Origin of the sequence: Sphingomonas sp. UYEF23 (assembly GCF_040546165.1) — a bacterium.
GTDB classification, from domain to species: Bacteria; Pseudomonadota; Alphaproteobacteria; order Sphingomonadales; family Sphingomonadaceae; genus Sphingomonas; species Sphingomonas glacialis.
On record NZ_JBEPNG010000002.1, the window covers coordinates 461,491 to 485,343 of the forward strand.

Consider the following 23,853-nt stretch of genomic DNA (forward strand, 5'->3'; position numbering starts at 1 on the left):
ATGCGCGGAAGGCCGCAAAATGAGGATAATCCGGGTAATTTGTGGCAGAACCTGACGGTGATCTAACCACATCACGTTTTAACTAACCGTCAGGTGTAGCTAAGTGGCTAGACCAGACTGCGGCTATGCGGTGTCTTTTGAGGGTGAGGATTTATGCGCAACGGTATCGTTTGGCTCGGTGGCGTAGCGGCAGTGGCACTCGCCACTCCGTTTCGGCGCCAGCGAGCCGCGCGGCAACGGCGCCCGTGCCCCACTCGCGACAGCGCGGTCGCTCCCCAAGTGGCGACGACAGCGCCCGTCGCCAAAGGCACTCTGACCGACATCGTCGTTACCGCGCAGAAGCGCGAACAGGCTATTCAGGACGTGCCGGTCGCCGTCACCGCGATCTCGGACGGCACGCCGATCAACCGCAACGTCGCTACCGTGACCGACCTCACGCGCCTCGCGCCGAGCCTGACCGCCCCTACCGGCGCTGTACCGACCAACACTTCGCTCGACATCGGCATCGACGACGCCGTGGATCATTGCAATCTGGTGCGTGTAGTCACCTTCTGCATCAGGATGACTCAGCGCTCTATGCGATTGGCGCTGCTGCTAAGCGTTTGGCTTCTTCGCCGCGGATGGCGAGCAGATACATCACCGGCGTGACGATCCGGCTGAGGAAGGTCGAGCTGATCAGCCCGCCGATGATCACCCACGCCAGCGGCGAATACAGCGACGATCCCCCGAGCGCCAACGGCAGCAAGCCGCCGATGGCGGTGACGGAGGTCAGCAGCACCGGGAGGAAGCGGATCTCGCCCGCCTTCTCGATCGCTTCGCGGAGCGGCATCCCGCGTGCGCGCAGTTGCGTGGTGAAATCGACCAGCAGGATCGAATTCTTGATCTCGATCCCGATCAACGCGACGAAGCCGATGATCGCGAGGAACGACAGCGAATTGCCCGTCAACAGCATCGCCACCAGCCCGCCGACGGTGCCGAGCGGAATGACCCCCGCCACCACCATCGTCTCGCGGAAACGCCCGAATTCGAGCACCAGCACGCCGAAAATCCCGAAGGTCGCGAGCAGGATGATCGGCCCAAGCCCGGAGAAATTGCGCCGCGCCGCCTCCGCCTCGCCACCGATGCCGAAGCTGTAGCCGGCTGGCAGGTCGATCTTTGCCAGCCGTTGCGTCACCGCAATGTTGAGGTTGGAGGTCAACACGCCTGGCTGGTTGTACGCGGTGATCGTGACGGTGCGCTGCAATTTGTAGCGCGTGATCAGCGGCGGCACGCTCGTCAGCTTGGGGGACGCGATCTCGAGCAAGGGGATGCTGCCGCCCGCGAGTGTCGGCACATAGATGCTCGAAAGCGCCGAGACCGGCTGGTTCGTCGCCATCGGGAGGCGGACGGTGACGGGCCAGGTATCGCCTTCATTGTCGCGCAACCGGCTCGCTTGCTCGCCGCTGATCGCGAGCCGAACCGCACGCCGCGCTTCTCCCGGCGCAACGCCGAGCAGACTGGCCTTCGCGGCATCGAGCCCGAGATCCATGTCGACCCGGTCGAACGCGAAAGGATTGTCGATATCCCGCAAGCCCCGAATTTGTGTCAGCGCCGCACCGACCCGGTCTGACAGCGTTTTCAACACGGCGAGATCGGGTCCGCTGATCCGCACCGCGACGGGGGCTTCGACCGGCGGGCCATTTTCGAAATTGACCAAGGTCACGCGCGCATCGGGATAGGCGGCGAGTGTAGTGCGCAGGCGTTTCAACAGCTTGGGGCTTTCACGCACGTCCCAATCCTGCATCGTCACGAAGATATCGCCGTAGCGCGCACGCTCCTCGCGCGGGAAGATGTTGTAGAAGATTTGCGGATTGCCGCGCCCGGCGTTTTCCATGACGTTGGCCACCACCCGCTCGCGCCGGAGGATCGCCGCGACCTGCGCCACGGCGCGGTTGGTCGCGGTGGTCGTGCTGCCCTCGGGCGTTTCGACGCGAACGATGAAATACGGCGTCTCGGCGGCGGGAAACAGGCTGAAGCCCAGCACCGGGACGAGCGCGAACGCACCGACACACACCGCCATCGCCGCCCAGAACCACGTGCGCGGCCGATCGAGCGCACGGTGGAGGATCGGCGCGTAAATGCGGTGGATCCCCGCCATGATCCAGCGCAGGAGCGCATTGCCCGCGCCGGCGTGCGGGCGCAGCAGCTTGCTCGCGACGAATGGGATGATCGTCAGCGACACGAGCAGCGAACTCGCCACCGTGACGAGCACCGCCATCGGCAACCCGCGCACGAAATCGCCGGCCCCCTCGGGCAGGAAGGTCAGGGGCAGGAAGGCGAAGAGCAGCACGCCGGTCGCGCCCATCACTGCCGCCGTGATTTCGTTGGTGCCGTTGATCGCGGCATCGGTTGGCGTGTCGCCGTCGCGCAGATGGCGCTCGATATTCTCGGTCACCACGATCGAATCGTCGACCAGCAGTCCGAGCGAGATGATGAACCCTGAAATGCTGATCTGGTTGAGCGAATAGCCGAGCAAGGCGAGCAGCAGGACGCCCATCGCCAGGCTCAAGGGTATCGAGATCGCGACGATCAGCGACGGGCGGAACCCGAGCGGCAGGATCGTCACCAGCACCAGCGCCAGCGCGATCGCGAAATCGCGCGCGAGTTGTGCCAGTTTGCGCTGGATGTCGTTGCTCTGGTCGAAGCCGATCTCGAGCTTCAGATCGGGCGGCAATTGCGTGCGGACTCTCCCGATCGCCGCAACGAGATCGTTGCGCAACGTCCCCGCATCGGCCTCATCCTTTTGCCGCACGGTCACGAACAAGGCGCGGTGTCCGTTGAAGCGCGCGATATGCGTCTGCTCGGCCTCGCGCCAATCGACGGTCGCGATGTCGCCGACGCGCACCAGCCGACCATCACCCGCGCGTACCGGGACCGCGCGGATCGCCTCGACATCACGGTAGGCGCCGCCCGCATCGAGATTGTAGCGCCGACCTGCAGCGTTCAGCGTGCCGGCCGGCAAATCGACCCCGCCCTGCTGGATCGCGGTGGCAACAGCGGAGGCAGGGATGCGCGCCTCGGCCAGCCGCCCGGCATCGATCGCGACGCGCACCTCGGGGCTGGCCGCGCCGTCGATGCTGGTCGAGCGCACGCCGCGAACGACGTTCAGCCGGTCGCGCATGTCCTCGGCGAACTTCGCCATGCGGCGCCAGCTCGCGGTGTCGCTGACCAAGGCGAGCTGCAACACCCCCGCCTCGGTCGTACGCGGACGGCGGAAGGCGATGCGTTGGATCCCCTGTGGCAAGCGGTCGCGCACCGATTGCACTTCGCGCACGACGCGGTCGAGCGATTGTTCGGCGTCGGTGCCATGTTCGAAATTGACCGAGATGACCGCCGTGCCATCAGTGCTGGTCGAGCGAATCTCGTCGATCTTGTCGAGGCCCTGCAGCACGTCCTCGAGCGGCTTGGCGATGGTCTCCTCCATATCGGCGGCGTCCGCCCCGGGCAGGATGACCGTCACCACCACGGTCGGGATTGGAAAATGCGGATCGACCGAGCGCGGTATTGCGAGGAACGCCGATACGCCCAGCAATGCGAGCAGCACGAAGGCGACCAACGTCACCTGCCAGCGCCGCACCGCAAAGGCGGTCAGGTTCATCGAGCGGGGCCGAGCGGCGCGACCTTCATGCCGTCGGTCAGCCGGTCGACGCGCGACAGCGCGACCCATTCGCCGGGCTTGATGCCGCCGGTCACGCCAATGCCCGCGTCATTCGCCTCGCCAATGTGGATCTTGCGCAAATGCACCCGCGACGTGGCGAGATCGACGACATAGACCAGCGCCTCGCCCGCGCGCGGGCCGAACACCGCGCTCGGCGGCACCGCGAGCGTGGTCGCACCGACGCCGTTTGCGGTGATCCTGGCATTGCCGATCTGGCCCGACCGCAAGCGCTTGTCGTCGGGCAGCGCGATCTCGACCGCGAAGGTGCCGGTCGCCCGATCGGCGCGCCCCGCGATTTCGATCACGCGCCCGACGATCACAGCATCGTCGAGCGCGGCAAGCGTGGTTTGCGCCGCCGCGCCGAGCGTGAGACGCGCGGCGTCCCGGTCCGACACCGGCAAACGCAGCACATAGCCGCTCGCTTCCTCGCCGATCACGAGCACTGGCGTTCCCGCTGCAACGACTTGCCCCGGCTCGGCGAGCCGCGCGAGCACGGTGCCGGGGCCGGGCGCGGCGATCGTCGCATTCGCGCGCTGGAACCCCGCCGCACGGACTTGCGCCTCGGCCGCGAGCAGCGCGGCGCGTGCGCTTTCGAGGCGTGGCCGCGTGATCCAGCCTTGCTGCATCAATCCGTCGCTCCGCGCATATTCCGCGCGCGCGCGCTCGCGCCCGGCGGTCGCGCGTGTCAGATCGGCGGCGACCGTCGTGGTATCGAGCGCGGCGAGGATCTGCCCGCGCCGAACGGTGTCGCCTTCATTGACGCCGAGCCGCGCGATCCGGCCCGCGCTGGTGAAGCCGAGCGAGGTCTCGCGGCGGAGTGCCACGGTGCCGACCCCGGCAACGGTCGGCGCAATCGCGGTGCCACCGATTTGTGCAATCCGCACCTGCGGGAGCTGCGGGACATCGTTTTCGACGGCGCGAGTCCCACACGCACTCACCACGGCACACAGGACAAGGCCGATAAGCCTTCGCGTGTACGCCCCATGTCGCCGATGCAGTCCCGCGGGGTTCGTCGTCAGACAAAAAATCAATCGTCTCCTTTGCCGCAAGTGGGCGATAGGAACAAATAATCGATCAGAATCAGTAATATGCTAAAAACTAGATCTATATTTATGAAGTGACGCTGAGGGCCGCAAATCCTGCGAAAGGTACGACGGTTTTATCCGATCAGTCTATCTCTGATTGAGACGAATTTGAATATAGGTCGGGTCATTGCCAACCATGAAACGCGCTTGCGCGAAGTCGGGAGGTTTCATCCAGACTTTGGGATTGTTGCTCCAGCCAAGCCCTTCCTTGGGCAGTACGCCGAGCGTCATATCGAGCTTCTGGTTGCTGTTTTCATCATGAAAGGCGGTGATCGCGGCCGGGCCGGTTTCGACGCCTTGAAAGACGCAGGTTGCCGTTCTGCCCGATAGTGTTCCGATGATCCGCTTGGCTGCCAGTTCGGGCTGGCGGGGAAAGCCCTGGGCCGAGCGGAACAGCGTGCAGTGCATCTGGCCGGTTCCGGTTTTCAGGTTTGATACCGTCACGACGATGCTGGAACGCGCGGGCTCCTGCGCTGCACCTGTACACGGGGCGGTTGCGGTGGCGGCGGCGACAGCGAGCAAAGCAAAGTTTTTCATCTTCATGACTCTTTCCTAGTCTCAGGGCTAGTGTTGCGCTGCCGGTGGAGCAAGTCCGGCTTGCCGCGCGTGTCGAGGATCACCGCACCCAAAAACAGGGCCATGCCGGCAAGCGCGGCAATCGCCCCCAGCTTGAAGACCCAATCCAAGTCCGAACCCAGCGCACGCAGAGCGTGGGCGAGGGGTAGCACCAGCCCGCCGCAACCCGACATCAGGAGATTGAGGAACGACCAGCGCGGCCGGGCTGGCGAATGGCGGTAATAGCCCCCCATCAAGGCGAGCGTGACCCAGCCGAGCAAGTTGAGATGCGCGTGTGCGGCGATCAGGGTATAGTCATCCCTCAGGCCCATCAGCGCGCCGACGCCCATGCCGCCCAGGCCGCACAGTGCTGCCAAGCAGAAGAAATATTGCGCGATGCGGCGCTGACCGCCGTCGGTGTTCGATGGCATCGTTACCGCCCTCCATCGGACAAGAAATAGATCGCCTGTTCCGGGCAGACGGCTTCGCACATGCGGCAGCCGCGGCAGGCGGACGGATCGACCAGCACGGCCTGTTGCCAGCCATGGGCATAGCCCTTTAGGATTCCCGGCAGCGAAAGCCCTTGCCGTTCGACCTTGGGCAGCGGCGCCACCACAAGCGCGTCCCATGGGCATGCAGGCACGCAGGCGGCTTTGCCTTCGCAGCGGTTGCGGTCGATGATCGGCCGGTGCGCGCGTGGGTCCGCGTTCGGGTCAGTCATGGACCAGCCCCCGCCGTTCGGCTTTCAAAACGCGGCGATAAGCCAGTTTGTTAACCATCAACACATCCTTGCTGCTGGAGTCACGGTCGAGACGATAGCCACCCTTGGACAGGAGATCGAACGCTGTGCGGCGTGCCTTGCTGGCGGTCAGGTATGTCGCAATCAACTGCGCCTGCCACTCGAAGACGCGCCAGTGCGCGCCGATGGGATGGATCAAGCCAACGAAGAAGAGCGTCGGTTCATCTCGATGGAAGATCTGCCGCCGCAGCGCGCTTTTACGCTCCGGGTCATTCGGCTGATGCTTGGGATCGAGGAATGGGAAATCGGCGCGATACCCGGTACTGCACACGATCAAGTCGATGGCATCGCGGTTTCCATCTGCAAAGGCGACGTGTCCGTCATCAAGCGCCGCCACCGGCCCGCGATGGATGATGTCGCCGATCGCGTAGAAGGTATAGACTCGCTGATCCATGGTGGGCGGTGGCGGGCTGTCATCTATTGTGTACGGTGGGATCCCTAATTTGGCATTTGTCGCGCCGGAAACGCGAAGCACCGTTTCGGACATCAGCGCGATCATTCGAAACATGCTGGTCAATGGTAAGCGCGCCAGCAGCGCACCGATCAATGGCGGCGGCGATTCCATCATCGCTTCGGTGGGGTGACCCATGAAAAACCGGGGTGTGCAGATGAAGCCGCGGCGCGTGCTATGGTAGACGGCTTTCGCGACCGCCGCAGCGTCGCACAGCACATCCATGGCGGACTGGCCCGCACCGATCACCAGCACGCGCTTCCCGGCGACCGTCTCGGGGCCGGTGTAGTCTTTCGAATGGAGAATTCGCCCGGCGAACGGGCCTTTAAGATCCGGCATCCGCGGGGTGTCGTGGTGGCCGCTGGCGACGATCAAATGGCTGAACCGGTCTTGCGTGCCGTCGGTAAAATGCAGTTGCCAGCCGCCCGCGTCGCGCCGTGCGCTTTCAAGCGCGCGTCCGCACCGGACATGATCGCGCAAGCCGCACGATTCCGCATAGTCTTGCAGATAGGACAGTACGAGATCGTGGCGCGGATAGATCGGAAAGGCGTCGGGCATCGGCTGATCCGAGAAAGCCTGTGCCGATTTGGGCGAAACAAGGTGCGTGTTGCGCGCGACGCCGCTGCCACTGTCGGCGTGCCACAACCCGCCAATATCCGGCCGCCGTTCGAATACGGTGATCGCCACATTGGCATCCAGCAGCGCCTTGGCGGCGGCCAGCCCGGCGGCACCCGCCCCGACGATAGCCACATGTCGCTCGGTCTCGGGACTGTGGAGGTCGGCGCGCGCGACCTGCGCGCCGGCGAGCGCCGATTCTTCGACCGCGCGCCGTCCAGAAAGAAGGATTGCCTCCAGGACGCCAAACGCCAGCGCCGTCATCCACGCGCCATGGATCATCGGGACGGCCGCAATCTCGATCATGACGCCGAGCCAGTTGGGATGGCGCATCACCGCATAGATGCCGCCGGTCTCCGCTGCCTCGCCTGGCTTCACGATCGTCGGCAACGTCCAGCGCGACCCGAGGCGGATCATCGCCAAAACGCGCAGGCCGAGCGCGATCAAGGCCAGGCAGATCGCCAGCCGGCCGATCGAGCGATCAAAGGCGCGGTTCAGGCAGTGCACTTCCGCGAGCATCGCGACGATCCAGCCGCACCTGAGCGCAATGTTGGCCCGGCCGATCCCGCTGGCATCGACATTGACCGCGCCGTGGGCCAGCCGACGCGCGACATTATGTCGGCTATACACTGCCAACCCGATGAGCTGGGCCGCCGTCACTGCAACTACGACGTCGAACAGGGCAAGTGGCGCCATGGCGGTCAGTGCCAGTGGACTAGCGTGGCTTCTTGCGAGAATCCCGGACCCATCGCGACGAGCAGCCCGTTGCGGTTCGTGGGTCGGTCGCCGCCGCGCATTATGCGATCCAGCATGACCAATACGGTAGCCGAAGAGATATTGCCCAAGTCCCGAAGGATATCGCGGCTAGGACGCATCATCGCTTCCGACAGCTTAAACGCGTGTTCTGCGGCGTCCATGATTTTGGGACCGCCGGGGTGAAGCGTCCAATGGTCGATATCTGCGACGGCCAGATTCGATTCAGCCAGCATCGGCAGGATGACATCGGCCAACGCCTCCCCGACAAAGGTCTTGACCTCGGGCCGCAGGATGTTGCGCATGCCTTCGTCGATATAGTCCAGCCCCATGATGTGTGCCGTATCCGGCACCCAGTTTGAGCGATTGTCGATGACGGACAGCACGGCCCGGTCGGCCAGTGGATGTTCATCTCCCACCAGCATCACTGCACCCGACCCGTCACCAAACAGCGCCGCCGTGACAATCGCCATGACGATTTCGCCATAGAGCTGAGGCTCGCCTTCCAGGCGCGTAATCATCTTCTGAAGATCCGCTTGAACCGAACCCTGCCAGAGGCCGGATGACAGTTCGCAAGATATCAGGATCGCCGCCTCATCGGGATGACCCGCGAGATAGTCTGCCACACGATTGATGCCGGCAACTCCCGCCATGCACCCAAGGCCGGCTAGCGGCATCCGTCGCGTGCTTCTTCCGAAATCGATCCGGTTCATCAGCCGGGCTTCAATGCTGGGGACCGCGGGCGTCAGGGTGACGGAAGCGATCAGCGAAATGTCGCGCGGGCAAAGCCCGGTATCGGCCAGCAATGTGCGGACGTTCGTCTCGGAATGGGCCACGCACGCCTCGACTGCGCTAGCGGCCGACTGCGCGATGGTTGGCGGCGCGCAGAAATTGCTGACACTGAATTCAAAATGCCGTCCGTCGACGCGCACGTTGGCAAAAAGATTTGCGACAAGCTGACGGGAAAAATCGAGATTGTGCTTGTCGAGGAACGCCACAATCGTCTCGGCGAGCTCCGCCTGAGTGTAATAGGTCGCTGGGAGAGAACTGGCGGACGCGACGATATGCGCCTTAGGTCGGGTGGGCGGCTTCAGCATGAAAGAACCTCCTCGGGTGGGGACGTATCTGCTTGATCCAGGAGGTGGTTCTGCACGGCGGCGATGCGGCTGATCCCGGCTAAGGCGGCGTCGGTTGGCACGCCAAAATCCACCAGACATGCAATCTCCGTCACGCCGATCGCGCGGAGCGCGTCGGCGCGGTCGGCGCACTCCTGCGGAGTTCCACACAGCGAGTGCGTCCGCACATAGCGTTCGAAGGCGAATTCGATGACTCGGTCCCGATCGGCATCGCTCAGTTCGTCAAATGCCGGAAATTGCTGTTTCCACAAATCGGTCGAGTCGCGCAGATACCCGAGCAGCGGCTGACGGACGGCGCGACGCACACCCTCCCGGCTCTCGCCGACATAGGTATGCAACATCAGCGTGACCTGCCCACGCCCGTCATGCCCGGCTTTCTCGCGTGCCTCGCGGTAGCATGTGATTTTTTCGGCCAGCTCGGCTATGGTCTGAAACAGCAGCGCGGTCAGGACGTTGGCGCCCATCTCGCCGGCTTGTCGAAAGCGGTCGATCGACCCCGAGCATGTCAGCCAGAGCCCGAAACTATCCTGTACCGGCCTGGGAAAAGTTCGGACGTCGGCCACTTCACCGATACCGTTGCGGCGCGTTTGCGGGGTTCCCGCCCAAAGCGACGAAACGGTTTCGATCCCGTCGTGCAAATTTGCCAGGCGGCCGGCAAAGGCGTCTGGCATCAAAACGAAATCGTTCGGGTTCCAGCCCTGGCCGAACCCGAGATCGACTCGCCCGTCGGACAGATTGTCGACAACCGCCCATTCCTCGGCGATCCGGATCGGATCGTTGAGCGGCAGAATGACGCTGCCCGCACGAATGCGCAGCCGGCTGGTGACCGCCGCCACTGCCGCGCCGACCACCGCCGGGTTCGGGAAAGCGCCGCCAAAGCGGTGAAAATGGCGTTCCGGCAACCAGACGGCCAAGAGCCCTTGCTGATCGGCCAGGCGGCAGGCGTCCATCAGAAAGCTGTAAATCCCGTCGGGACTTTTGACGCCATCGCTGGCGAAGAACATGAGGCTGAACTGCATGGTAGCGCCGCTGCTCACGCGTTTTCGATCAACTGTCCGACGCCCCGGATAGAGACGCCGTCGAAATAATGCTCGACCTCAATTTCGACCCCGAATTTTGCGCTGATTTCGTGCGTCAATTGCAGCTGCGAAAGCGAATCGATCCCCATGTCGATAATCGGCGTGTCGCACCGCACCAGATCCCGGTCGATCTTGAGATTGCGCGCCACCAATTCGAGCAGCCACGCCTCGGTTTCTGACCGGGGGTGTATCGCCGCGTCTGCATCTGCCGCCAGAAGTTCGGTCGTCGTACCAGGGAGTGCCAAACGGTCATCAAAGGTCAGGCAATCGAATTCCCCGTCGGCGTGCATGTCTCTTGCGCGGGACCGTTGAACCTTGCCGCTGCTTGTCCGGGGCAGCGCGCGGGGCCGGACGAGTCCGACCGCAATACCGGCAAGCTGGAATTCAGACGAAAGCGCGCTGCGGATCGCCGCGACAATGTCTGCCGAGTCTATTTTGCTCAGCATTTCGCGCCGGATCTCGGCAATAAGAATGATATCCAGCGGGTTGGACGGCTCAACTTGGAAGGCGATGACACCGCTTGGCTCGATCGCGGGATGGGAGCGCCACGCGGCTTCTTCCAGATCCTGCGGATGATAATTGAGCCCGCGCACGATGATCAGGTCCTTGATCCGCCCGGTGACGAACAACTGGCCATCCGAGACGAAGCCGAGGTCTCCGGTCCGCAGATAGCGCTTGGGCTCGCCGTCGTGGTTGTTCAGCATGGCGAACGGCTGGGGCTGGTCGGGCGCGTCTGCGGCATTCGCGGCCCAATAGCCCGGTGTGACGCTCGGTCCCGACACCCAGATTTCCCCGCAGCGGTTCTCCGGCAATCGCTCTTCCGTCGCCGGATCGGCGATCACCAGATCATGGCCCGAAATAACGCTGCCACAGCTCACAAAGGGCTGAATTCCAGCGGCGCTGCGCGTCCTAAACACCACGCGCCCGTGTTTGAGACCGGTCTTGTCGACGTAACGGACGGCTGCCTGATCTTGCACCGACACGCCCGTTACCATCAACGCGCTTTCGGCCAGGCCGTAACAGGGGAGGAACGCCTTGCGGCTGAACCCGCACTCCGCGAATTTCTCGCAAAAGGCTTCGAGGACCGCGCTCCTGACCGGCTCCGCCCCGTTGGTCGCGACGCGCCATCCCGACAGGTCGAGATCGGCGATCACGGCTGGGCCAATTCGGTCAACGCAATGTTGATAGGCGAAATTCGGCCCACCGCTATAGCGCGCTTTCGTTTCGACGATGGCCTGAAGCCAACGGGCCGGATTGCGCACGAACTCGGTCGGCGCCATGAAGTTTAGGGTAACGCCGGAATACAGCGAGCCCAATACCATGCCGATCAAGCCCATGTCATGGTACATGGGCAGCCAGCTGACGGCTGTTTCGCCGGAAGTTGTACCCATATGGCTGGTGATGGCCGCGACATTGGCTAGCAGGTTCGCATGGGTCAGGACCACGCCCTTTGGCGCGCTGGTCGATCCGGACGTATATTGCAGCAGCGCGATTTCGTGTGGCGTCGCGACCAATTCCCCGACATCGGCGCCGAAATCTGTATCGACGGCGACGAGCCGGTCTGGCGATAGCGAAAGCCCCCCGAATTTGGAGACGATTCGGTGGTGCACCGCCGTGCTGGCCAGCACCCACGACGCCTCGCAATGCGTGATGATGCGCCGAGCGGTCAAAGCATCGCGTTGCGGCGGATAAGCGGGAACCGGGATCGCGCCTATCCACTGGCAAGCCAGAAAGCTGGCGATGAAATCTAGGCTGGAGGGAAAGAGCAGAACAACCCGCTCGCCGTGCCGTACGCCAATCGACTGGAGACCGGCACCGATGGACCCAGCACGCGAGCGGAGCGCTCCATAGGACAGCGCGCCAGCCACCTGACCATCCTGCAAATGGACGAAGGCGCGCGTATCCGGCCGCTCTTCCGCATGGGTCCTCAACCGCTCGAGGATGGTCTGTGCAACCGTAACGCCCCTAGCGGGCGTCGACAGCGACGGTGCAGGAATGATGGCGGTGCGCATCAAGTCTGCGTCGCGTTAGCGGTGCTAGCGAACCCGCCGATCGCGACGGTTTGCCAAATTTCTGGTAACGTCTGGCGACGCGCGCGCCGCAATTCGATGTTGTGTTGCCTGCGGCGATCCACCGCCTCGGTGATGGAGCAGAGGGTATCCCAATTTTCGGGGATGTCGGGCCGAACACTATAATTACGGAACGCCGTAAAAATATAAGAGTTTTTCATGCCCCCTCCCGACTGAATAAATTACGTCAATAGAGATTCATAAATATGGGTTTACATCAAATGCGATTTATAAATTCGTATAATTCAAATAAATGTATTTGATAGTTCGTAGTAATTGAAAGAAGCATATGCATATTCTGATTGATGATCAATAATTCTAGGTAATCAATGTAGGTAACTAAGGCGATTCTGGTTATAATTTGTACGCCTTCGAGCCAAAATGGATTTTTATAGCGGCTGGTGACCCTGTCGGCTTCCCTTCGGCATAACGAAGCCGGTTTCGGCATTCGTCGGGCGGAAACAGATCGACACGGTGACCGATGCGGTCCCAGCGTCCGGAGCGATTTTTTTTGAGATGGCCATTTCGATCGGGTTCAGACCGGGTGAGTAGCGCAGGAGGAAGCGCGACGTCGCGCCTTTGTCGGCGATGATCTGTGCGGTCTCGGTGTCTTTACGGCTTGAAACGCGGAGGCATCTGACGATGTCACCGCCTTGGAGCGCGGGAACCAGATACTGCGAGGCGTAGTCTAGCAAGACCGCCCGGTTCATCGGTTGACCGACGATCAGCGGTGTCATGATGCCCTTGCGGTCGAGCCCGGCAAGACGGCCGTGATCCGCCGATCGCCAACGAGCGCGAAGCCATTGATGCGCTGCCCTTTGCGCCCTTGGCACTCATATCGGACCATGTTGATCGTGACGCCTGTTTCGTCGCAGAAGATCAGCCGCCTGCCGGCAATCATCGACGCAACGTCGCGCGCTACAGTGCGGGCATCGGCTGCATCAGACCGGAACTACTCCCTGTCGTGTACGCTATTCGCCAATCCCACACTGCGTATGAAACCGGCTGCGCCGCTCGGCATCGGCCACGACGCAGCACCCGCCGCCGCCCTTCGGTCGTCGCCCGCGTAGCGCTGGCGCAGCACCTATGCCGGAGACCGTCGAGTGTCTGACCCTGATCGAAAGAGGGCAACCAATCGTCGCGATAGACCCGAGGCAGTCCATTCGCGCCGACACAAAGGGAGAAACCAAAATGCGGATGCGGATCTCGCCGCACCGTCACAAGGCCCGACGATTTTGGTTTGGCGATGGTGACCCCTACGGGAATCGAACCCGTGCTTCAGCCGTGAAAGGGCCGCGTCCTAACCGCTAGACGAAGGGGCCATGCCGGCGTCGCCGGTTGGTTGGAGGCGGTTAGGGAAACTCGCCGCGCCGGTCAAGCCATCTCTTGCACGAAATCGCCTCAATCGGCCCAGGCCGCATCGTCGATGTGCAATTCGGCGGCTGGGCGCGAGCCCCAATCGTCGATCTTGGCGCGGCCCGCGAGCCACAGGCGGCGGTGCGGCGCGGCGCCGAGCAGCGCCTGGCCGAGCGCGGTGTCGGCCTGGCGGAAGGCGACGGTCTTGAGCGACCCCCCGCCATCGCCCGCGACGATCGCGCGGACATGGCCGTTGCCGACGACATCGGCCTTGATGATCCGCACGGGGCCGGCGACGACGCGCGGCTGCGGCCAGCCCATGCCGTAGGGACCGCCGAGCTCCATCGCGGTGACGAGATCAGGGGTGACGCCGCCCGCGGTCAGCACTGCGTCGAGCAGCAGCGCGCGGTCGCCCATCGCGCGCGCGACCGCGGCTTCGAGTCGCTCGCTGAGGAAGGCCGCGAAGGCATCGACGTGATCCTCGGCGATCGTCAGCCCGGCCGCCATCGCGTGACCGCCACCCGCGACGAGCAGGCCTTGCTCCTTCGCCGCAAGCACCGCCGCACCGAGGTCAACGCCGCTGATCGAGCGGCCCGAGCCCTTGCCGAGCCCCGCATCGTCGAGCGCGATGACGAGGGCAGGGCGGCCGTATTTCTCCTTCAAGCGCCCCGCGACGATGCCGATCACGCCGGGGTGCCAGCCATGCCCTGCGACGACGAGCACCGCGCGGTTGCTCTGGTTGAGCGCGATGAGTTCGGCGGCTTCCTGGACGATGCCTTCGATCGCGCGGCGTTCCTCGTTCAAACGGTCGAGCTCGACCGCGATTCGCTCGGCCTCGGCCGGGTCGCGCGTCGTGAGCAAGCGGACGCCGAGATCGGACTTGCCGACGCGTCCGCCAGCGTTGATCCGCGGCCCGAGCGCGAAGCCCAGATCGGTGCTGGTCGGCGCGCGCGTCAGGCGCGACGCGGTGATCAGCGCGTTCAGCCCGATGTTGCGGCGCTGCGCCATCACCTTGAGCCCCTGCGCCACGAAGGCACGGTTGAGCCCGCGCAGGGCCGCCACGTCGGCGACGGTGCCGAGCGCGACGAGATCGAGCAGATCGAGCAATTTGGGTTCGGGGCGATCGGCGAAATAGCCGCGCCCGCGCAGCGTGCGGATCAACGCCGCGCCGAGCAGGAAGGCGACGCCGACCGCGGCGAGATGACCGTGCTCGGCGCCCTCGGTCTCATCGAGCCGGTTGGGATTGACGAGCGCGTGCGCATGCGGAAGCGCGGCGGCGCATTTGTGGTGATCGACCACCAGCACATCGACCCCGGCATCGCGCGCCGTTGCGAGCGCGTCGAACGCCTGTGCGCCGCAATCGACGGTGACGATCAGCGTCGCGCCTTCGTCCTTGAGCCGCACCAGAGCGGCGCCGGTCGGGCCATAGCCCTCGCGCATCCGGTCGGGGATGTAGGGCCGCGCCTCGAGCCCGAGATCGCGCAGCAGCAGGATCATCAGCGCCGCCGACGTCGCCCCGTCGACGTCGTAATCGCCGAAGATCGCGAGCTGCTCGCCCGCCTGCACCGCATCGGCGAGCCGGTCGGCGGCGCGGTCCATGTCGCGAAAGATCGAGGGGTCGGGCATGAAGCCGCGGATGCTCGGCGCCTTGTGCGCGTCGAGCGCGTCGCGCGGGCAGCCGCGCGCGAGCAGCAATTGCGTAACGAGATCGTCGGGCGCGAAACCGGGATCGCGCGCGTCGGTCTCGAGCATGCGCCAGCGCCAGGGCTGGCCGAGGATCGAATGGCTGATGTTGAGGACGGTGTTCATTGCCCGCCCTCCTACGCGCTTGGCGGAGGAGCGCAAATCGGAGCGGTCAGCGCAAAGGCTGGGGTCAGGCCTTGATCCACTTCCCCTCGCGAAACCATTTGGTCACGATGTACTTGGTGCCGCTCACTACAGGCATGCCCTCGTGGAGCGTCTCGGTGTTGCGGCTGCCATCGCGGTTCATGTTGTTCCACGCGAGCAGCAGGCCCTTCTTGGGGGCGACGCGAATGCCGATCTGCGGGAACCAGGTCGCGCCGCCCTCCTCGACATGGTTGAGATAGATCATCGCGGTCCAGGTGCGTTGCCCGCCGGTCTCGATCATTTGCGGCCAATAGGCCTGCTTCTCGTTGAAATAATCGAAATGCGCGCGGAAATGCTGGCCGACGGCGTAGCGTTGGCCCTGCATCGTCTCGCCTTGCACCGGATCGATCCCGAGCAGGTGCGCGATCGCCTCGTCGGTCGGGCGGACGTCGGGCGACCAGCGGTCCATGTCGCAGCTTTCGCTCGTGCGGAACTCCTGGATGTTCTCCTCGGCAAGCACCGTCGAGCGGCGCTTGTTGGCGTCGATCATCGCGACGAGCGCGTCGCAGGTGGCGGCGTCCAGGAAATCGGGGTGCTGATAGATTTGCGCGCCGTCGACCGCGAAGCGCTTGACCGCGGGATTGGCATCGAGCCGCGCCCCGACGGTTTCGCCGAACTGGCGGCGCAGCGGCGAGGCGCCGTTGGGTTTCCTTGCAAAGAGAGCCATGCGCGCGACTTTGCCGCGGGCGGCTCAAAAAACAAGGGGTCCGCAAGCGGCGAGCCTGCGGACCCCGAGGTCGGTCTTCCGGGTCTTACCAGAAGATGTCGTACACCGTGTCGACGACATATCCGGTGCGGATGTCGACCAGCAGCGCGTCGTTGTAATAGCGCACCCAGCGATACGGACCGTAGGCCGGCGGCAGGCGGTAGTAATCGGCGTCTTCGATCCAGTAATTCTGGTTGAACAGCACCGAACTCAGCGAGAAGCCGACCGAGAAGCGACGATAGCCGCCCGACCAGCCCGACGGCGCATAGTAGCGCGGGAGGCGATAGAGATTGCGGTTCTGGGTGCGATAGCTGTTGTAATTGTAGCGGTTGTCGCGCCGCCAATCGCGGTTCCACCCACCGCGATTGTCATTGCGGTCATAGCCGCCGCCATATCCGACGCCATTGCCACGATTGTAGCCACGATCGCCGAAGCGCCCGTCATTGCCACGGAAATCGCCACGATCATTGCCGCGGAAATCCCCGCCGCGCTGCTGCCCGTCGAACGCAGGGCGCCCGTCGCGTGGGCCACCTTCGAAACCGGGGCGACCATCGCGCTGGCCGCGGTTGAAATCCGGGCGGCCGTCGCGCTGACCACCGTTGACGTCGGGGCGGCCATCGCGCTGCCCGCGGTTGAAATCCGGCCGGCCGTCGCGCTGGCCGCCGTTGAAATCGGGGCGGCCTTCGCGTTGCTCACGCTCGAAGCCCGGGCGGCCGTCGCGCTGCCTGCCGGGGAAACCGGGCTGGCCAGCTTGCGCCTGCGGCGGGACAGCTTGCGGCTGGCCGCGATACTCGCCGCGTCCGCCGAAGTCGCGCCCACCGCCGCCCTGGCGATCGGGGCGCTGCTGCTGTTGCTGTTGCTGCGGCTGCGGCTGAGCCTGGACCGGCGCCTGGACCTGAACCGGCTGCTGCACCTGGCCCTGCGGGCGCTGCCAGTTCATGCGGCCTTCGGCACCCGGCATCGCCTGGCGCTCGGGGCGGCCTTCGCCCTGTCCCTCCTGCAGGCCGCGCCGCCCTTGACCGTCGCCGCGGTTTGGCCGATCGCCAGCATCCTGCGCCATCGCGGTGGCGGGGATCAACGCAGAAGCCGCCATGATCGCGGCGAGCAAAGACTTGCGCATCGATACTTCCTTATCTTCGTCCGGAAAGCATTTCCGGTCGTTAAACGCGGTATACTCTGCGCGCGATGAGCCGTGGCTGAATTGCGATGACAGCGTTGCGAAAGCTTTGGCTCATCTTGGCGGGGTCAGTGCTGGAACTTCGCGCGCTGCGTCGGCGGGCGTGATGGCAGGGCGCGGCGGTGCAGCAATCGTCTCGTCGCCGCGCTGGACGCTGGCGGCGAGCAGGATCGCCTCGACCAGTCGTGGATAGATGCCGCAGCGACACAGATTGGTGATCCCGGCGCGAATATCGTCCTCGCTCGGGTTGCGATTCTTCTTCAGCAGAGCCGATGCGGCCATGATGATACCGGGGATACAGAAACCGCATTGCGTGACGTTCTTGTCGAGGAACGCCATTTGCACCGGGTGCGTGCGGTCACGCGACAGGCCCTCGATCGTGGTGACATAGCTCCCCTCGATCGCGCCGATCGTCCGCTGGCACGATCGCACCGCCTCGCCGTCGATATCGACGGTGCAGGCACCGCAGTCGCCGGTGCCGCAGCCATATTTGGTGCCGGTCAGGTTCGACGCATCGCGCAGCGCCCAGAGCAGCGGGGTGTTGGGATCGATCCGGTACTGGACCGGCTGATTATTGACGGTGAAGCGCGTCATGCGTGGCCTCCACGGCGATGGCGCGAGCGTGGGGCAGGGGCGAGTGGCCGGGACATGCGACGACCATGCCCGCGCGCGACCGGCCCGGCAAGCATGCGGCGAACACCGCGAAACGCGCCGTTTCCGGCTGCGCGATTGTCGGCGCGGCGCCCGCGCCCGATATAGCGGGGATGAAACTTCCAACGCTCTTCATCCCGCATGGCGGTGGCCCGTGCTTCTTCATGGATCCAGCCGGCGGCCTGCCCGACCCGATGTGGCGCCCGATGCAGGCGTACCTTGCCGGATTGATCGCATCGCTGCCCGAGCGGCCGCGCGCGATCTTGCTCGTGTCGGGACATTGGGAGACGCCCGAACTCGCTATCAACACCGGCGACGGGCATCCGCTCGATTACGACTATTTCGGCTTCCCGCCGCATACCTATCGGCTCGACTGGCCGTCGCACGGCGATCCTGCGCTCGCGCAGCGCGTGAGCGCGCTGCTCGCCGACGCAGGGATCGCGCATCACGGCGAGGAGCGCGGCTGGGACCACGGCGTGTTCATCCCGATGATGGTTGCGGTGCCAGGTGCCGACATCCCGCTCGTCCAACTCTCATTGCGCGCCGATCTCGATCCGGCGGGACATATCGCGATCGGGCGAGCGCTCGCACCGCTGCGCGACGAAGGCGTGCTGATCGTCGGATCGGGGATGAGCTTCCACAATCTGCGCGCGCGCGGGCCCCAGGTCACGCCGATCGCCGCGGCCTGGGCTGTCGCACTGACCGCGGCGGTGACCGATCCCGATCCGGTGGCGCGCGCCGCACGCGTCGCCGCCTGGGACACGCTGCCCAACGCCCGCTTCGCGCATCCCGAGGCCGAGCATCTGCTCCCGCTGATGGTCGCGCTCGGTGCTGGCGGTGAGGATGCGGCGATCTGCGATTACCGCGATGTCGTAATGGGGTGGGTGGTGTCGGGCTATCGCTTCGGATGAAGCGTGCGGGGCGGCGTAGCGCCGCCCCGCGACGATCAGGCGGGCTTCGCGCCGGGCGTGCCGCATTTGGCGAACTTGCCGTTCAACCGGCACTTGGTCGCGACCGGCTTGGCGGGCGGGCACTTCATGAAGCGGCCCTTGGCGTCCTTGCACGGCGCCGCCATGACGGGTGTCGAGGCGAGCGAAAGCGTAGCAGCGACAAGCAGGATCTTGAGCATTCTTGGTCTCCACACGGTAAGGCCCGACCGAGGTTAGGCGCGTGCCCGTGGGAGGCAAGAGTGCTATAACAGGTTATTGATTAGATTGGCTTTGCTGCGAGAATCAAGCACGCCAGCCGGTGTCGATCTTGTCGACCAGTCGCACCATCGCCGCGAAATCGGCAGCGCCTGCGCCGCCCGGGACTTGCGCCATGTGCAGATCGCGCTGGTGGACCGCCACGACGTCGGGCGTCACTTCGATCGGCGTTCCCATCGACATTGTGGCGATCTGGATCTCGCACGCGCGCTGGAGCGACCAATGCTTGATGAACGCCTCGGGCAGCGTCTTGCCCATCACCAGGATGCCGTGATTTTTGAGCAGCATCACGCGCTTGTTGCCGAGATGCTCGAGCAGCCGCGCGCCTTCCTCGTCGCGGACCGTCACGCCCTCGAAGTCGTGATAGGCGATCTGCCCGGCGAAGTTGCACGCGTAGAAATTGGTCGCGCGCAGCCCGCCCTCGAGCGAACTGACCGCCATCCCGGCCGTGGTGTGGGTGTGCATGATGCAATGCGCGTCGGGCAAGTGGCGGTGGAACAGCGCGTGCTGGACGAAGCCCGCGCGGTTGACGGGGTAGGGGCTGTCGTCGAGCTTGTTGCCGTCGATGTCGATCTTGACGAGGCTCGATGCCGTCACCTCGCTGAAGTGCAGCCCGAACGGGTTGATCAGGAAGGCACCGTCCTCGCCCGGGATCTTGAGCGTGATATGATTGTAGATCATCTCGGACCAGCCGAGCATCGCGAAGACCCGGTAACAGGCGGCGAGCTCCTGGCGCGCTTCCCATTCGGCTTCGGACATCTGCACGCGGTCGACAGCGGCGGTAGCCATGGCGGACTCTCCTGATCCGGATTGTTCTAGGCGCTGGGTATCGCATGGCATTCTGCGGATTGCCAGACCGGGCGTCGGCGGGGCAAGGGATGCTACGAGAGAGACTGGCGGCGAGAGCGGCCGATTAGGGGATCGCATATGCACATAGAGGCCGCCACGACGCCGCACGGCACCGACGAAATCGCCACCAAGGGGATCAACGCGCCCGACCTGCAGGTCTTCGTGTTCGCCCTGTTCTTCATCTTCGGCGGCATCACCAGCCTCAACGACGTGATCATCCCCAAGCTCAAGGACCTGTTCACGCTGAGCTATGCGCAGGCGCTGCTCGTGCAATCGGCGTTTTTCGCGGCCTATTTCGTCTTCTCGATCCCCGCCGCGGCGATCGTGCGCAAGGCAGGCTATATGCGCTCGGCCTCGATCGGCCTGCTGACGATGACCGCGGGCTGCCTGCTGTTCGTGCCGGCATCGCAGTCGGGCACGTTCGCGGTGTTCCTGCTCGCGCTGTTCGTGCTCGCGGCGGGGATCACGATGGTGCAAGTCGTCGCCAACCCGCTGATCTCGCTGCTCGGGCCGCCCAAGACCGCGTCGAGCCGGTTGACCTTCGCGCAGGCGTTCAACTCGCTCGGCACGACGATCTTCCCGTATGTCGGCTCGATCGTGATCCTCGGGTCGCTCGCGAGGATCGATCCCAAGACGCTGACCGGCGCTGCGCTCGACGCGTATCGCACCGCCGAGACGCAGACCGTCGTGCACACCTATATTGGGCTCGCGGTGGCGCTGGTGATCGTCGCGGCCGTCGTGTGGACGCGCCGCAACCGGCTGCAGACCGCGGTCGATGACCAGGGCAGCATCGTCAAGGCGTTCGGGCTGCTCCGCCTGCCGCGCTTTGGTTTCGGCACGCTGTGCATCTTCCTCTATGTCGGCGCCGAAGTCGCGATCGGCTCGCTAATCGTCAGCTATCTGACGCAGGCCGATACGCTCGCGCTCGGTGCCGAGGCGGCGGGCAAGCATGTGCCGTTCTACTGGGGCGGCGCGCTGGTCGGGCGCTTCATCGGGGCAGCCGTGCTGCGCTACGTCTCGCCGGGCAAGGTGCTCGCCGGCGTCGCGATCGCCGGGATCGCGCTGATCGCGCTGTCGACGCACACCACCGGGCTCGTCTCGGGCTGGTCGCTGCTCGCGATCGGGCTGACCAATTCGATCATGTTCCCGACGATCTTCAGCCTGGCGAGCGAAGGCCTCGGCAAGCGTGCGGCCGAGGGGTCGGGCGTGCTGGCGATGGCGATCGTCGGTGGCGCGATCATCCCGCCGCTGACCGGCCTGATCGCCGATCAGAGCGGGCTGCGCTTCGCCATGATCCTGCCCGCGGCCTGCTATGCGATCATCGCCTGCTACGGCGTCTTCGCGCGCAAGCCGGTGGTCGCTTAACCGAGCAGCGCCTCGATCTCGGCCGGAGCGAAGCCCGCTTCGGCCAGGATCGCGGCGCCGTCCTGCGCGCCAGCCATGCGCGGGGCCACGGTTTCGCTGACCGAATACCGCGGGGCGGGGGCGGGCTGCGTCACGCCGCCCGCGGTCACGAATGCACCGCGCGCGACGTTGTGCGGATGCGCGGCGGCTTCCTCGAACGCCAGCACGGGCGCGACGCACGCCTCGTGCCCGTCGAACGCCGCGACCCATGCGTCGCGGCTGCGCTGCTTGAAGCGATACGCCAGTTCCTGCTTGAGCCGCGGCCAGACGGCCGGCGCAAACTGCGCGTCCCATTCGGCGCCGTCGAGGTGCATCACGCGGCGCAGCGCGGCGTAGAATTGCGGTTCGATCGCGCCGACCGCGATCCATTTGCCGTCGGCGGTCTCATAGGTGTCGTAGAAATGCGCGCCGCCGTCGAGCAAATGGGTGCCGCGCGCGCCGCTCCATTGGCCCATGCCGCGAAACCCCCAGATCATGCTGGCGAGCACCGCCGATCCTTCGGTCATCGCGCAATCGACGACCTGACCCGTGCCGCTCGCCTGCGCCTGCAGGATCGCGGCGAGCATCCCGAACGCGAGCATCATCCCGCCACCGCCGAAATCGCCTGCAAGGTTGATCGGCGCGGTCGGCTTGCGGCCTGCTTCGCCGAGTGCGTGGAGCAGGCCCGAGATCGCGATATAATCGATGTCGTGGCCGGGTTCGTGGGCGAGCGGGCCGCTTTGCCCCCAGCCGGTCATGCGGCCATAGACGAGCCGAGGGTTATCGCCGATCAGCACGTCGGGCCCAAGGCCGAGGCGCTCCATCACGCCCGGGCGAAAGCCCTCGATCAGCCCGTCGCACGTCCCCGCCAGGCGGCGCACCGCCGCGACCGCCTCGGGCTGCTTGAGATCGAGCGCGATCGTCCGGCGCGAGCGCAGCAGCGGGTCGCGCGTCGGATCGGTCAGCCCCGGCGGGCCGGGACGTTCCACGCGGATCACCTCGGCGCCGTGGTCGGCCAGCATCATTCCACAGAACGGGCCGGGCCCGATCCCCGCCATTTCGAGGATCCGCAGGCCGGTCAGGGGGGCTGATGCTCGGCCGTTCATCCTATCCTCCTTCAGTCCCGCAAAGGCGGAAATCCCGCTTCTTCCCGCCGCTAGAAGAAGCGGGACCCCCGCTTGCGCGGGGGTGACGGGAAGGGCGGTGCGCCATCAGAACGCGGCGATCCCCGTGATCGCGCGACCGAGGATCAGCGCATGGACGTCGTGCGCGCCCTCGTACGTGTTGACGGTTTCCAGGTTCATCATGTGGCGCATGACCTGATATTCGCCCGAAATGCCGTTGCCGCCATGCATGTCACGGCTCATCCGCGCGATATCGAGCGCCTTGCCGACATTGTTGCGCTTGACGATCGAGATCATCTCGGGCGCGAACTTGCCCGCGTCCATCAGGCGGCCGACACGCAGCGACGCCTGTAGCCCGAGCGCGATCTCGGTCTCCATGTCCGCGAGTTTCTTCTGGTAGAGCTGGCGCCCGGCGAGCGGGGTGCCGAACTGGTTACGGTCGAGCCCGTACTGGCGTGCGGCATGGAAGCAGAATTCGGCAGCGCCGAGCGCGCCCCAGCTGATCCCGTAGCGCGCACGGTTGAGGCAGCCGAACGGACCCTTCAGCCCTTGTACGTCGGGGAGCAAGGCATCCTCGGACAGCTCGATTTCGTCCATCAGGATCATGCCGGTGATCGAGGCGCGCAGCGACAGCTTGCCCTCGATCTTGGGCGTGGCGAGCCGCTTGGCGCCCTTTTCGACGATGAAACCGCGAATGCCGTCGCCGTGCGCTTCCGACTTCGCCCAGATGACGAACACGTCGGCGATCGGCGAATTGGAGATCCAGGTCTTGGCGCCCGACAGCAAATAGCCGCCGTCGATCTTCTTCGCGCGCGTCGTCATGCTGCCGGGGTCCGATCCGGCATCGGGTTCGGTCAGGCCGAAGCAGCCGATCCATTCGCCGCTCGCCAGCTTTGGCAGATACTTCCGCTTCTGCGCTTCCGAACCATAAGCGAAGATCGGGTACATCACGAGGCTCGACTGCACCGACATCATCGAGCGATAGCCCGAATCGATCCGCTCGACCTCGCGCGCGACGAGGCCATAGGCGACGTAGGACGCGCCGACGCCGCCATATTCCTCGGGAACGGTCGGGCCGAGCAGGCCTTGCGCACCCATCTCGCGGAAGATCTCGGGATCGGTGGTTTCGTTCTGGAAGGCGTCGACGATGCGCGGGGCGAGCTTGTCCTGCGCATAGGCGCGCGCAGAGTCGCGGATCATCCGCTCGTCATCTTCTAACTGATCGTCGAGGAAGAAGGGGTCTGCCCAATCGAAACGCGCCATGTCGGCCATGTCA

At 64.9% G+C, this 23,853-nt stretch carries 22 protein-coding genes and 1 tRNA gene; 3 read left to right on the forward strand and 20 right to left on the reverse strand.

Translation table 11 applies throughout. From position 1 onward, the window contains the following. Positions 1-279 precede the first annotated feature (279 nt). The gene (locus ABIB28_RS05445; protein WP_354286921.1) at positions 280-648 is read left to right on the forward strand and encodes a hypothetical protein; all 369 of its coding nucleotides are present in this window, start codon (positions 280-282) and stop codon (positions 646-648) included. Here the strand turns inward: ABIB28_RS05445 and ABIB28_RS05450 are convergent. The 16 genes from ABIB28_RS05450 to ABIB28_RS05525 form a co-directional block, all read right to left on the reverse strand. Next, on the reverse strand, positions 575-3,637 hold the full coding sequence (locus tag ABIB28_RS05450) for an efflux RND transporter permease subunit (protein ID WP_354286923.1): 3,063 nt from the start codon (positions 3,635-3,637) through the stop codon (positions 575-577). The genes ABIB28_RS05445 and ABIB28_RS05450 overlap by 74 nt on opposite strands. After that, a complete protein-coding gene (locus ABIB28_RS05455; RefSeq protein ID WP_354286925.1) occupies positions 3,634-4,581 on the reverse strand; it encodes an efflux RND transporter periplasmic adaptor subunit in 948 nt (315 codons plus the stop codon). The genes ABIB28_RS05450 and ABIB28_RS05455 overlap by 4 nt, the downstream gene beginning before the upstream one ends. 288 nt (positions 4,582-4,869) lie before the next feature. Next, positions 4,870-5,325: a DUF2141 domain-containing protein gene (locus ABIB28_RS05460; RefSeq protein WP_322162828.1), complete on the reverse strand. Its 456-nt coding sequence runs from the start codon at positions 5,323-5,325 to the stop codon at positions 4,870-4,872. Then, the gene (locus ABIB28_RS05465) at positions 5,322-5,768 is read right to left on the reverse strand and encodes a hypothetical protein (RefSeq protein ID WP_354286927.1); all 447 of its coding nucleotides are present in this window, start codon (positions 5,766-5,768) and stop codon (positions 5,322-5,324) included. The genes ABIB28_RS05460 and ABIB28_RS05465 overlap by 4 nt, the downstream gene beginning before the upstream one ends. 2 nt (positions 5,769-5,770) lie before the next feature. Continuing rightward, on the reverse strand, positions 5,771-6,058 hold the full coding sequence (locus ABIB28_RS05470; RefSeq protein WP_354286928.1) for a 4Fe-4S dicluster domain-containing protein: 288 nt from the start codon (positions 6,056-6,058) through the stop codon (positions 5,771-5,773). Beyond that, on the reverse strand, positions 6,051-7,898 hold the full coding sequence (locus tag ABIB28_RS05475) for an NAD(P)-binding domain-containing protein (RefSeq protein WP_354286930.1): 1,848 nt from the start codon (positions 7,896-7,898) through the stop codon (positions 6,051-6,053). Before ABIB28_RS05475 ends, ABIB28_RS05470 begins: the two co-directional genes overlap by 8 nt. Before the next feature lie 5 nt (positions 7,899-7,903). After that, positions 7,904-9,052, reverse strand: coding sequence for a type III polyketide synthase (locus ABIB28_RS05480; RefSeq protein ID WP_354286932.1), 1,149 nt, complete (start codon positions 9,050-9,052; stop codon positions 7,904-7,906). Continuing rightward, the gene (locus ABIB28_RS05485; RefSeq protein WP_354286934.1) at positions 9,046-10,110 is read right to left on the reverse strand and encodes a MupA/Atu3671 family FMN-dependent luciferase-like monooxygenase; all 1,065 of its coding nucleotides are present in this window, start codon (positions 10,108-10,110) and stop codon (positions 9,046-9,048) included. Before ABIB28_RS05485 ends, ABIB28_RS05480 begins: the two co-directional genes overlap by 7 nt. A 14-nt stretch (positions 10,111-10,124) precedes the next feature. Next, entirely contained in the window at positions 10,125-12,182 is a 2,058-nt protein-coding gene (locus ABIB28_RS05490) for an AMP-binding protein (protein WP_354286936.1), read from the reverse strand. Further along, entirely contained in the window at positions 12,182-12,400 is a 219-nt protein-coding gene (locus tag ABIB28_RS05495; protein ID WP_354286938.1) for a hypothetical protein, read from the reverse strand. The genes ABIB28_RS05490 and ABIB28_RS05495 overlap by 1 nt, the downstream gene beginning before the upstream one ends. A 228-nt stretch (positions 12,401-12,628) precedes the next feature. Beyond that, complete coding sequence (locus ABIB28_RS05500; RefSeq protein WP_354286940.1) at positions 12,629-12,976, reverse strand: transposase; 348 nt, start codon at positions 12,974-12,976, stop codon at positions 12,629-12,631. 510 nt (positions 12,977-13,486) lie between these two features. Continuing rightward, positions 13,487-13,561 (reverse strand) — tRNA-Glu (locus ABIB28_RS05505). 79 nt (positions 13,562-13,640) lie between these two features. Next, the gene (recJ, locus tag ABIB28_RS05510) at positions 13,641-15,404 is read right to left on the reverse strand and encodes a single-stranded-DNA-specific exonuclease RecJ (RefSeq protein WP_354286942.1); all 1,764 of its coding nucleotides are present in this window, start codon (positions 15,402-15,404) and stop codon (positions 13,641-13,643) included. A 64-nt stretch (positions 15,405-15,468) separates the two neighbouring features. Next, positions 15,469-16,149, reverse strand: coding sequence for a prolyl hydroxylase family protein (locus ABIB28_RS05515; RefSeq protein WP_322162839.1), 681 nt, complete (start codon positions 16,147-16,149; stop codon positions 15,469-15,471). A gap of 85 nt (positions 16,150-16,234) precedes the next feature. Beyond that, positions 16,235-17,308: an RcnB family protein gene (locus ABIB28_RS05520; protein WP_354286945.1), complete on the reverse strand. Its 1,074-nt coding sequence runs from the start codon at positions 17,306-17,308 to the stop codon at positions 16,235-16,237. Between the two features lie 111 nt (positions 17,309-17,419). Continuing rightward, positions 17,420-17,959 (reverse strand): (2Fe-2S)-binding protein, encoded by a 540-nt coding sequence (locus ABIB28_RS05525; RefSeq protein ID WP_133189456.1) that lies wholly within the window; start codon positions 17,957-17,959, stop codon positions 17,420-17,422. A 170-nt stretch (positions 17,960-18,129) separates the two neighbouring features. On the opposite strand from ABIB28_RS05525, the gene ABIB28_RS05530 reads away from it, so the two are divergent. Next, positions 18,130-18,927 (forward strand): DODA-type extradiol aromatic ring-opening family dioxygenase, encoded by a 798-nt coding sequence (locus tag ABIB28_RS05530; RefSeq protein WP_354286947.1) that lies wholly within the window; start codon positions 18,130-18,132, stop codon positions 18,925-18,927. A 35-nt stretch (positions 18,928-18,962) separates the two neighbouring features. On the opposite strand, the gene ABIB28_RS05535 is transcribed toward ABIB28_RS05530, so the two are convergent. Together ABIB28_RS05535 and ABIB28_RS05540 are read right to left on the reverse strand one after the other, a co-directional pair. Further along, positions 18,963-19,145 (reverse strand): hypothetical protein, encoded by a 183-nt coding sequence (locus ABIB28_RS05535; RefSeq protein ID WP_133189452.1) that lies wholly within the window; start codon positions 19,143-19,145, stop codon positions 18,963-18,965. A 103-nt stretch (positions 19,146-19,248) separates the two neighbouring features. Beyond that, a complete protein-coding gene (locus ABIB28_RS05540; RefSeq protein WP_133189450.1) occupies positions 19,249-20,010 on the reverse strand; it encodes a class II aldolase/adducin family protein in 762 nt (253 codons plus the stop codon). 138 nt (positions 20,011-20,148) lie between these two features. Between ABIB28_RS05540 and ABIB28_RS05545 the strand changes: the two genes are divergently transcribed. Continuing rightward, complete coding sequence (locus ABIB28_RS05545) at positions 20,149-21,435, forward strand: sugar MFS transporter (protein WP_133189448.1); 1,287 nt, start codon at positions 20,149-20,151, stop codon at positions 21,433-21,435. Here the strand turns inward: ABIB28_RS05545 and ABIB28_RS05550 are convergent. Both ABIB28_RS05550 and ABIB28_RS05555 read right to left on the reverse strand, forming a co-directional pair. Then, positions 21,432-22,559, reverse strand: a complete 1,128-nt coding sequence (locus tag ABIB28_RS05550) for a CaiB/BaiF CoA transferase family protein (RefSeq protein ID WP_354286950.1) — start codon at positions 22,557-22,559, stop codon at positions 21,432-21,434. The two genes, ABIB28_RS05545 and ABIB28_RS05550, sit on opposite strands and share 4 nt — an antisense overlap. A 105-nt stretch (positions 22,560-22,664) precedes the next feature. Further along, positions 22,665-23,849, reverse strand: coding sequence for an acyl-CoA dehydrogenase (locus ABIB28_RS05555; RefSeq protein WP_354286952.1), 1,185 nt, complete (start codon positions 23,847-23,849; stop codon positions 22,665-22,667). Between the last annotated feature and the right edge of the window lie 4 nt (positions 23,850-23,853).

What these genes read in the sequence shown, in the direction of transcription:
- ABIB28_RS05450 (WP_354286923.1), bottom strand. Translation starts at nt 3,637, where the DNA reads ATGAACCTGACCGCCTTTGCGGTGCGGCGCTGGCAGGTGACGTTGGTC.
- ABIB28_RS05460 (WP_322162828.1), bottom strand. Translation starts at nt 5,325, where the DNA reads ATGAAGATGAAAAACTTTGCTTTGCTCGCTGTCGCCGCCGCCACCGCA.
- ABIB28_RS05465 (WP_354286927.1), bottom strand. Translation starts at nt 5,768, where the DNA reads ATGCCATCGAACACCGACGGCGGTCAGCGCCGCATCGCGCAATATTTC.
- ABIB28_RS05470 (WP_354286928.1), bottom strand. Translation starts at nt 6,058, where the DNA reads ATGACTGACCCGAACGCGGACCCACGCGCGCACCGGCCGATCATCGAC.
- ABIB28_RS05475 (WP_354286930.1), bottom strand. Translation starts at nt 7,898, where the DNA reads ATGGCGCCACTTGCCCTGTTCGACGTCGTAGTTGCAGTGACGGCGGCC.
- ABIB28_RS05480 (WP_354286932.1), bottom strand. Translation starts at nt 9,052, where the DNA reads ATGCTGAAGCCGCCCACCCGACCTAAGGCGCATATCGTCGCGTCCGCC.
- ABIB28_RS05485 (WP_354286934.1), bottom strand. Translation starts at nt 10,110, where the DNA reads ATGCAGTTCAGCCTCATGTTCTTCGCCAGCGATGGCGTCAAAAGTCCC.
- ABIB28_RS05490 (WP_354286936.1), bottom strand. Translation starts at nt 12,182, where the DNA reads ATGCGCACCGCCATCATTCCTGCACCGTCGCTGTCGACGCCCGCTAGG.
- ABIB28_RS05495 (WP_354286938.1), bottom strand. Translation starts at nt 12,400, where the DNA reads ATGAAAAACTCTTATATTTTTACGGCGTTCCGTAATTATAGTGTTCGG.
- ABIB28_RS05500 (WP_354286940.1), bottom strand. Translation starts at nt 12,976, where the DNA reads ATGACACCGCTGATCGTCGGTCAACCGATGAACCGGGCGGTCTTGCTA.
- recJ (WP_354286942.1), bottom strand. Translation starts at nt 15,404, where the DNA reads ATGAACACCGTCCTCAACATCAGCCATTCGATCCTCGGCCAGCCCTGG.
- ABIB28_RS05515 (WP_322162839.1), bottom strand. Translation starts at nt 16,149, where the DNA reads ATGGCTCTCTTTGCAAGGAAACCCAACGGCGCCTCGCCGCTGCGCCGC.
- ABIB28_RS05520 (WP_354286945.1), bottom strand. Translation starts at nt 17,308, where the DNA reads ATGCGCAAGTCTTTGCTCGCCGCGATCATGGCGGCTTCTGCGTTGATC.
- ABIB28_RS05525 (WP_133189456.1), bottom strand. Translation starts at nt 17,959, where the DNA reads ATGACGCGCTTCACCGTCAATAATCAGCCGGTCCAGTACCGGATCGAT.
- ABIB28_RS05530 (WP_354286947.1), top strand. Translation starts at nt 18,130, where the DNA reads ATGAAACTTCCAACGCTCTTCATCCCGCATGGCGGTGGCCCGTGCTTC.
- ABIB28_RS05535 (WP_133189452.1), bottom strand. Translation starts at nt 19,145, where the DNA reads ATGCTCAAGATCCTGCTTGTCGCTGCTACGCTTTCGCTCGCCTCGACA.
- ABIB28_RS05540 (WP_133189450.1), bottom strand. Translation starts at nt 20,010, where the DNA reads ATGGCTACCGCCGCTGTCGACCGCGTGCAGATGTCCGAAGCCGAATGG.
- ABIB28_RS05545 (WP_133189448.1), top strand. Translation starts at nt 20,149, where the DNA reads ATGCACATAGAGGCCGCCACGACGCCGCACGGCACCGACGAAATCGCC.
- ABIB28_RS05550 (WP_354286950.1), bottom strand. Translation starts at nt 22,559, where the DNA reads ATGAACGGCCGAGCATCAGCCCCCCTGACCGGCCTGCGGATCCTCGAA.
- ABIB28_RS05555 (WP_354286952.1), bottom strand. Translation starts at nt 23,849, where the DNA reads ATGGCCGACATGGCGCGTTTCGATTGGGCAGACCCCTTCTTCCTCGAC.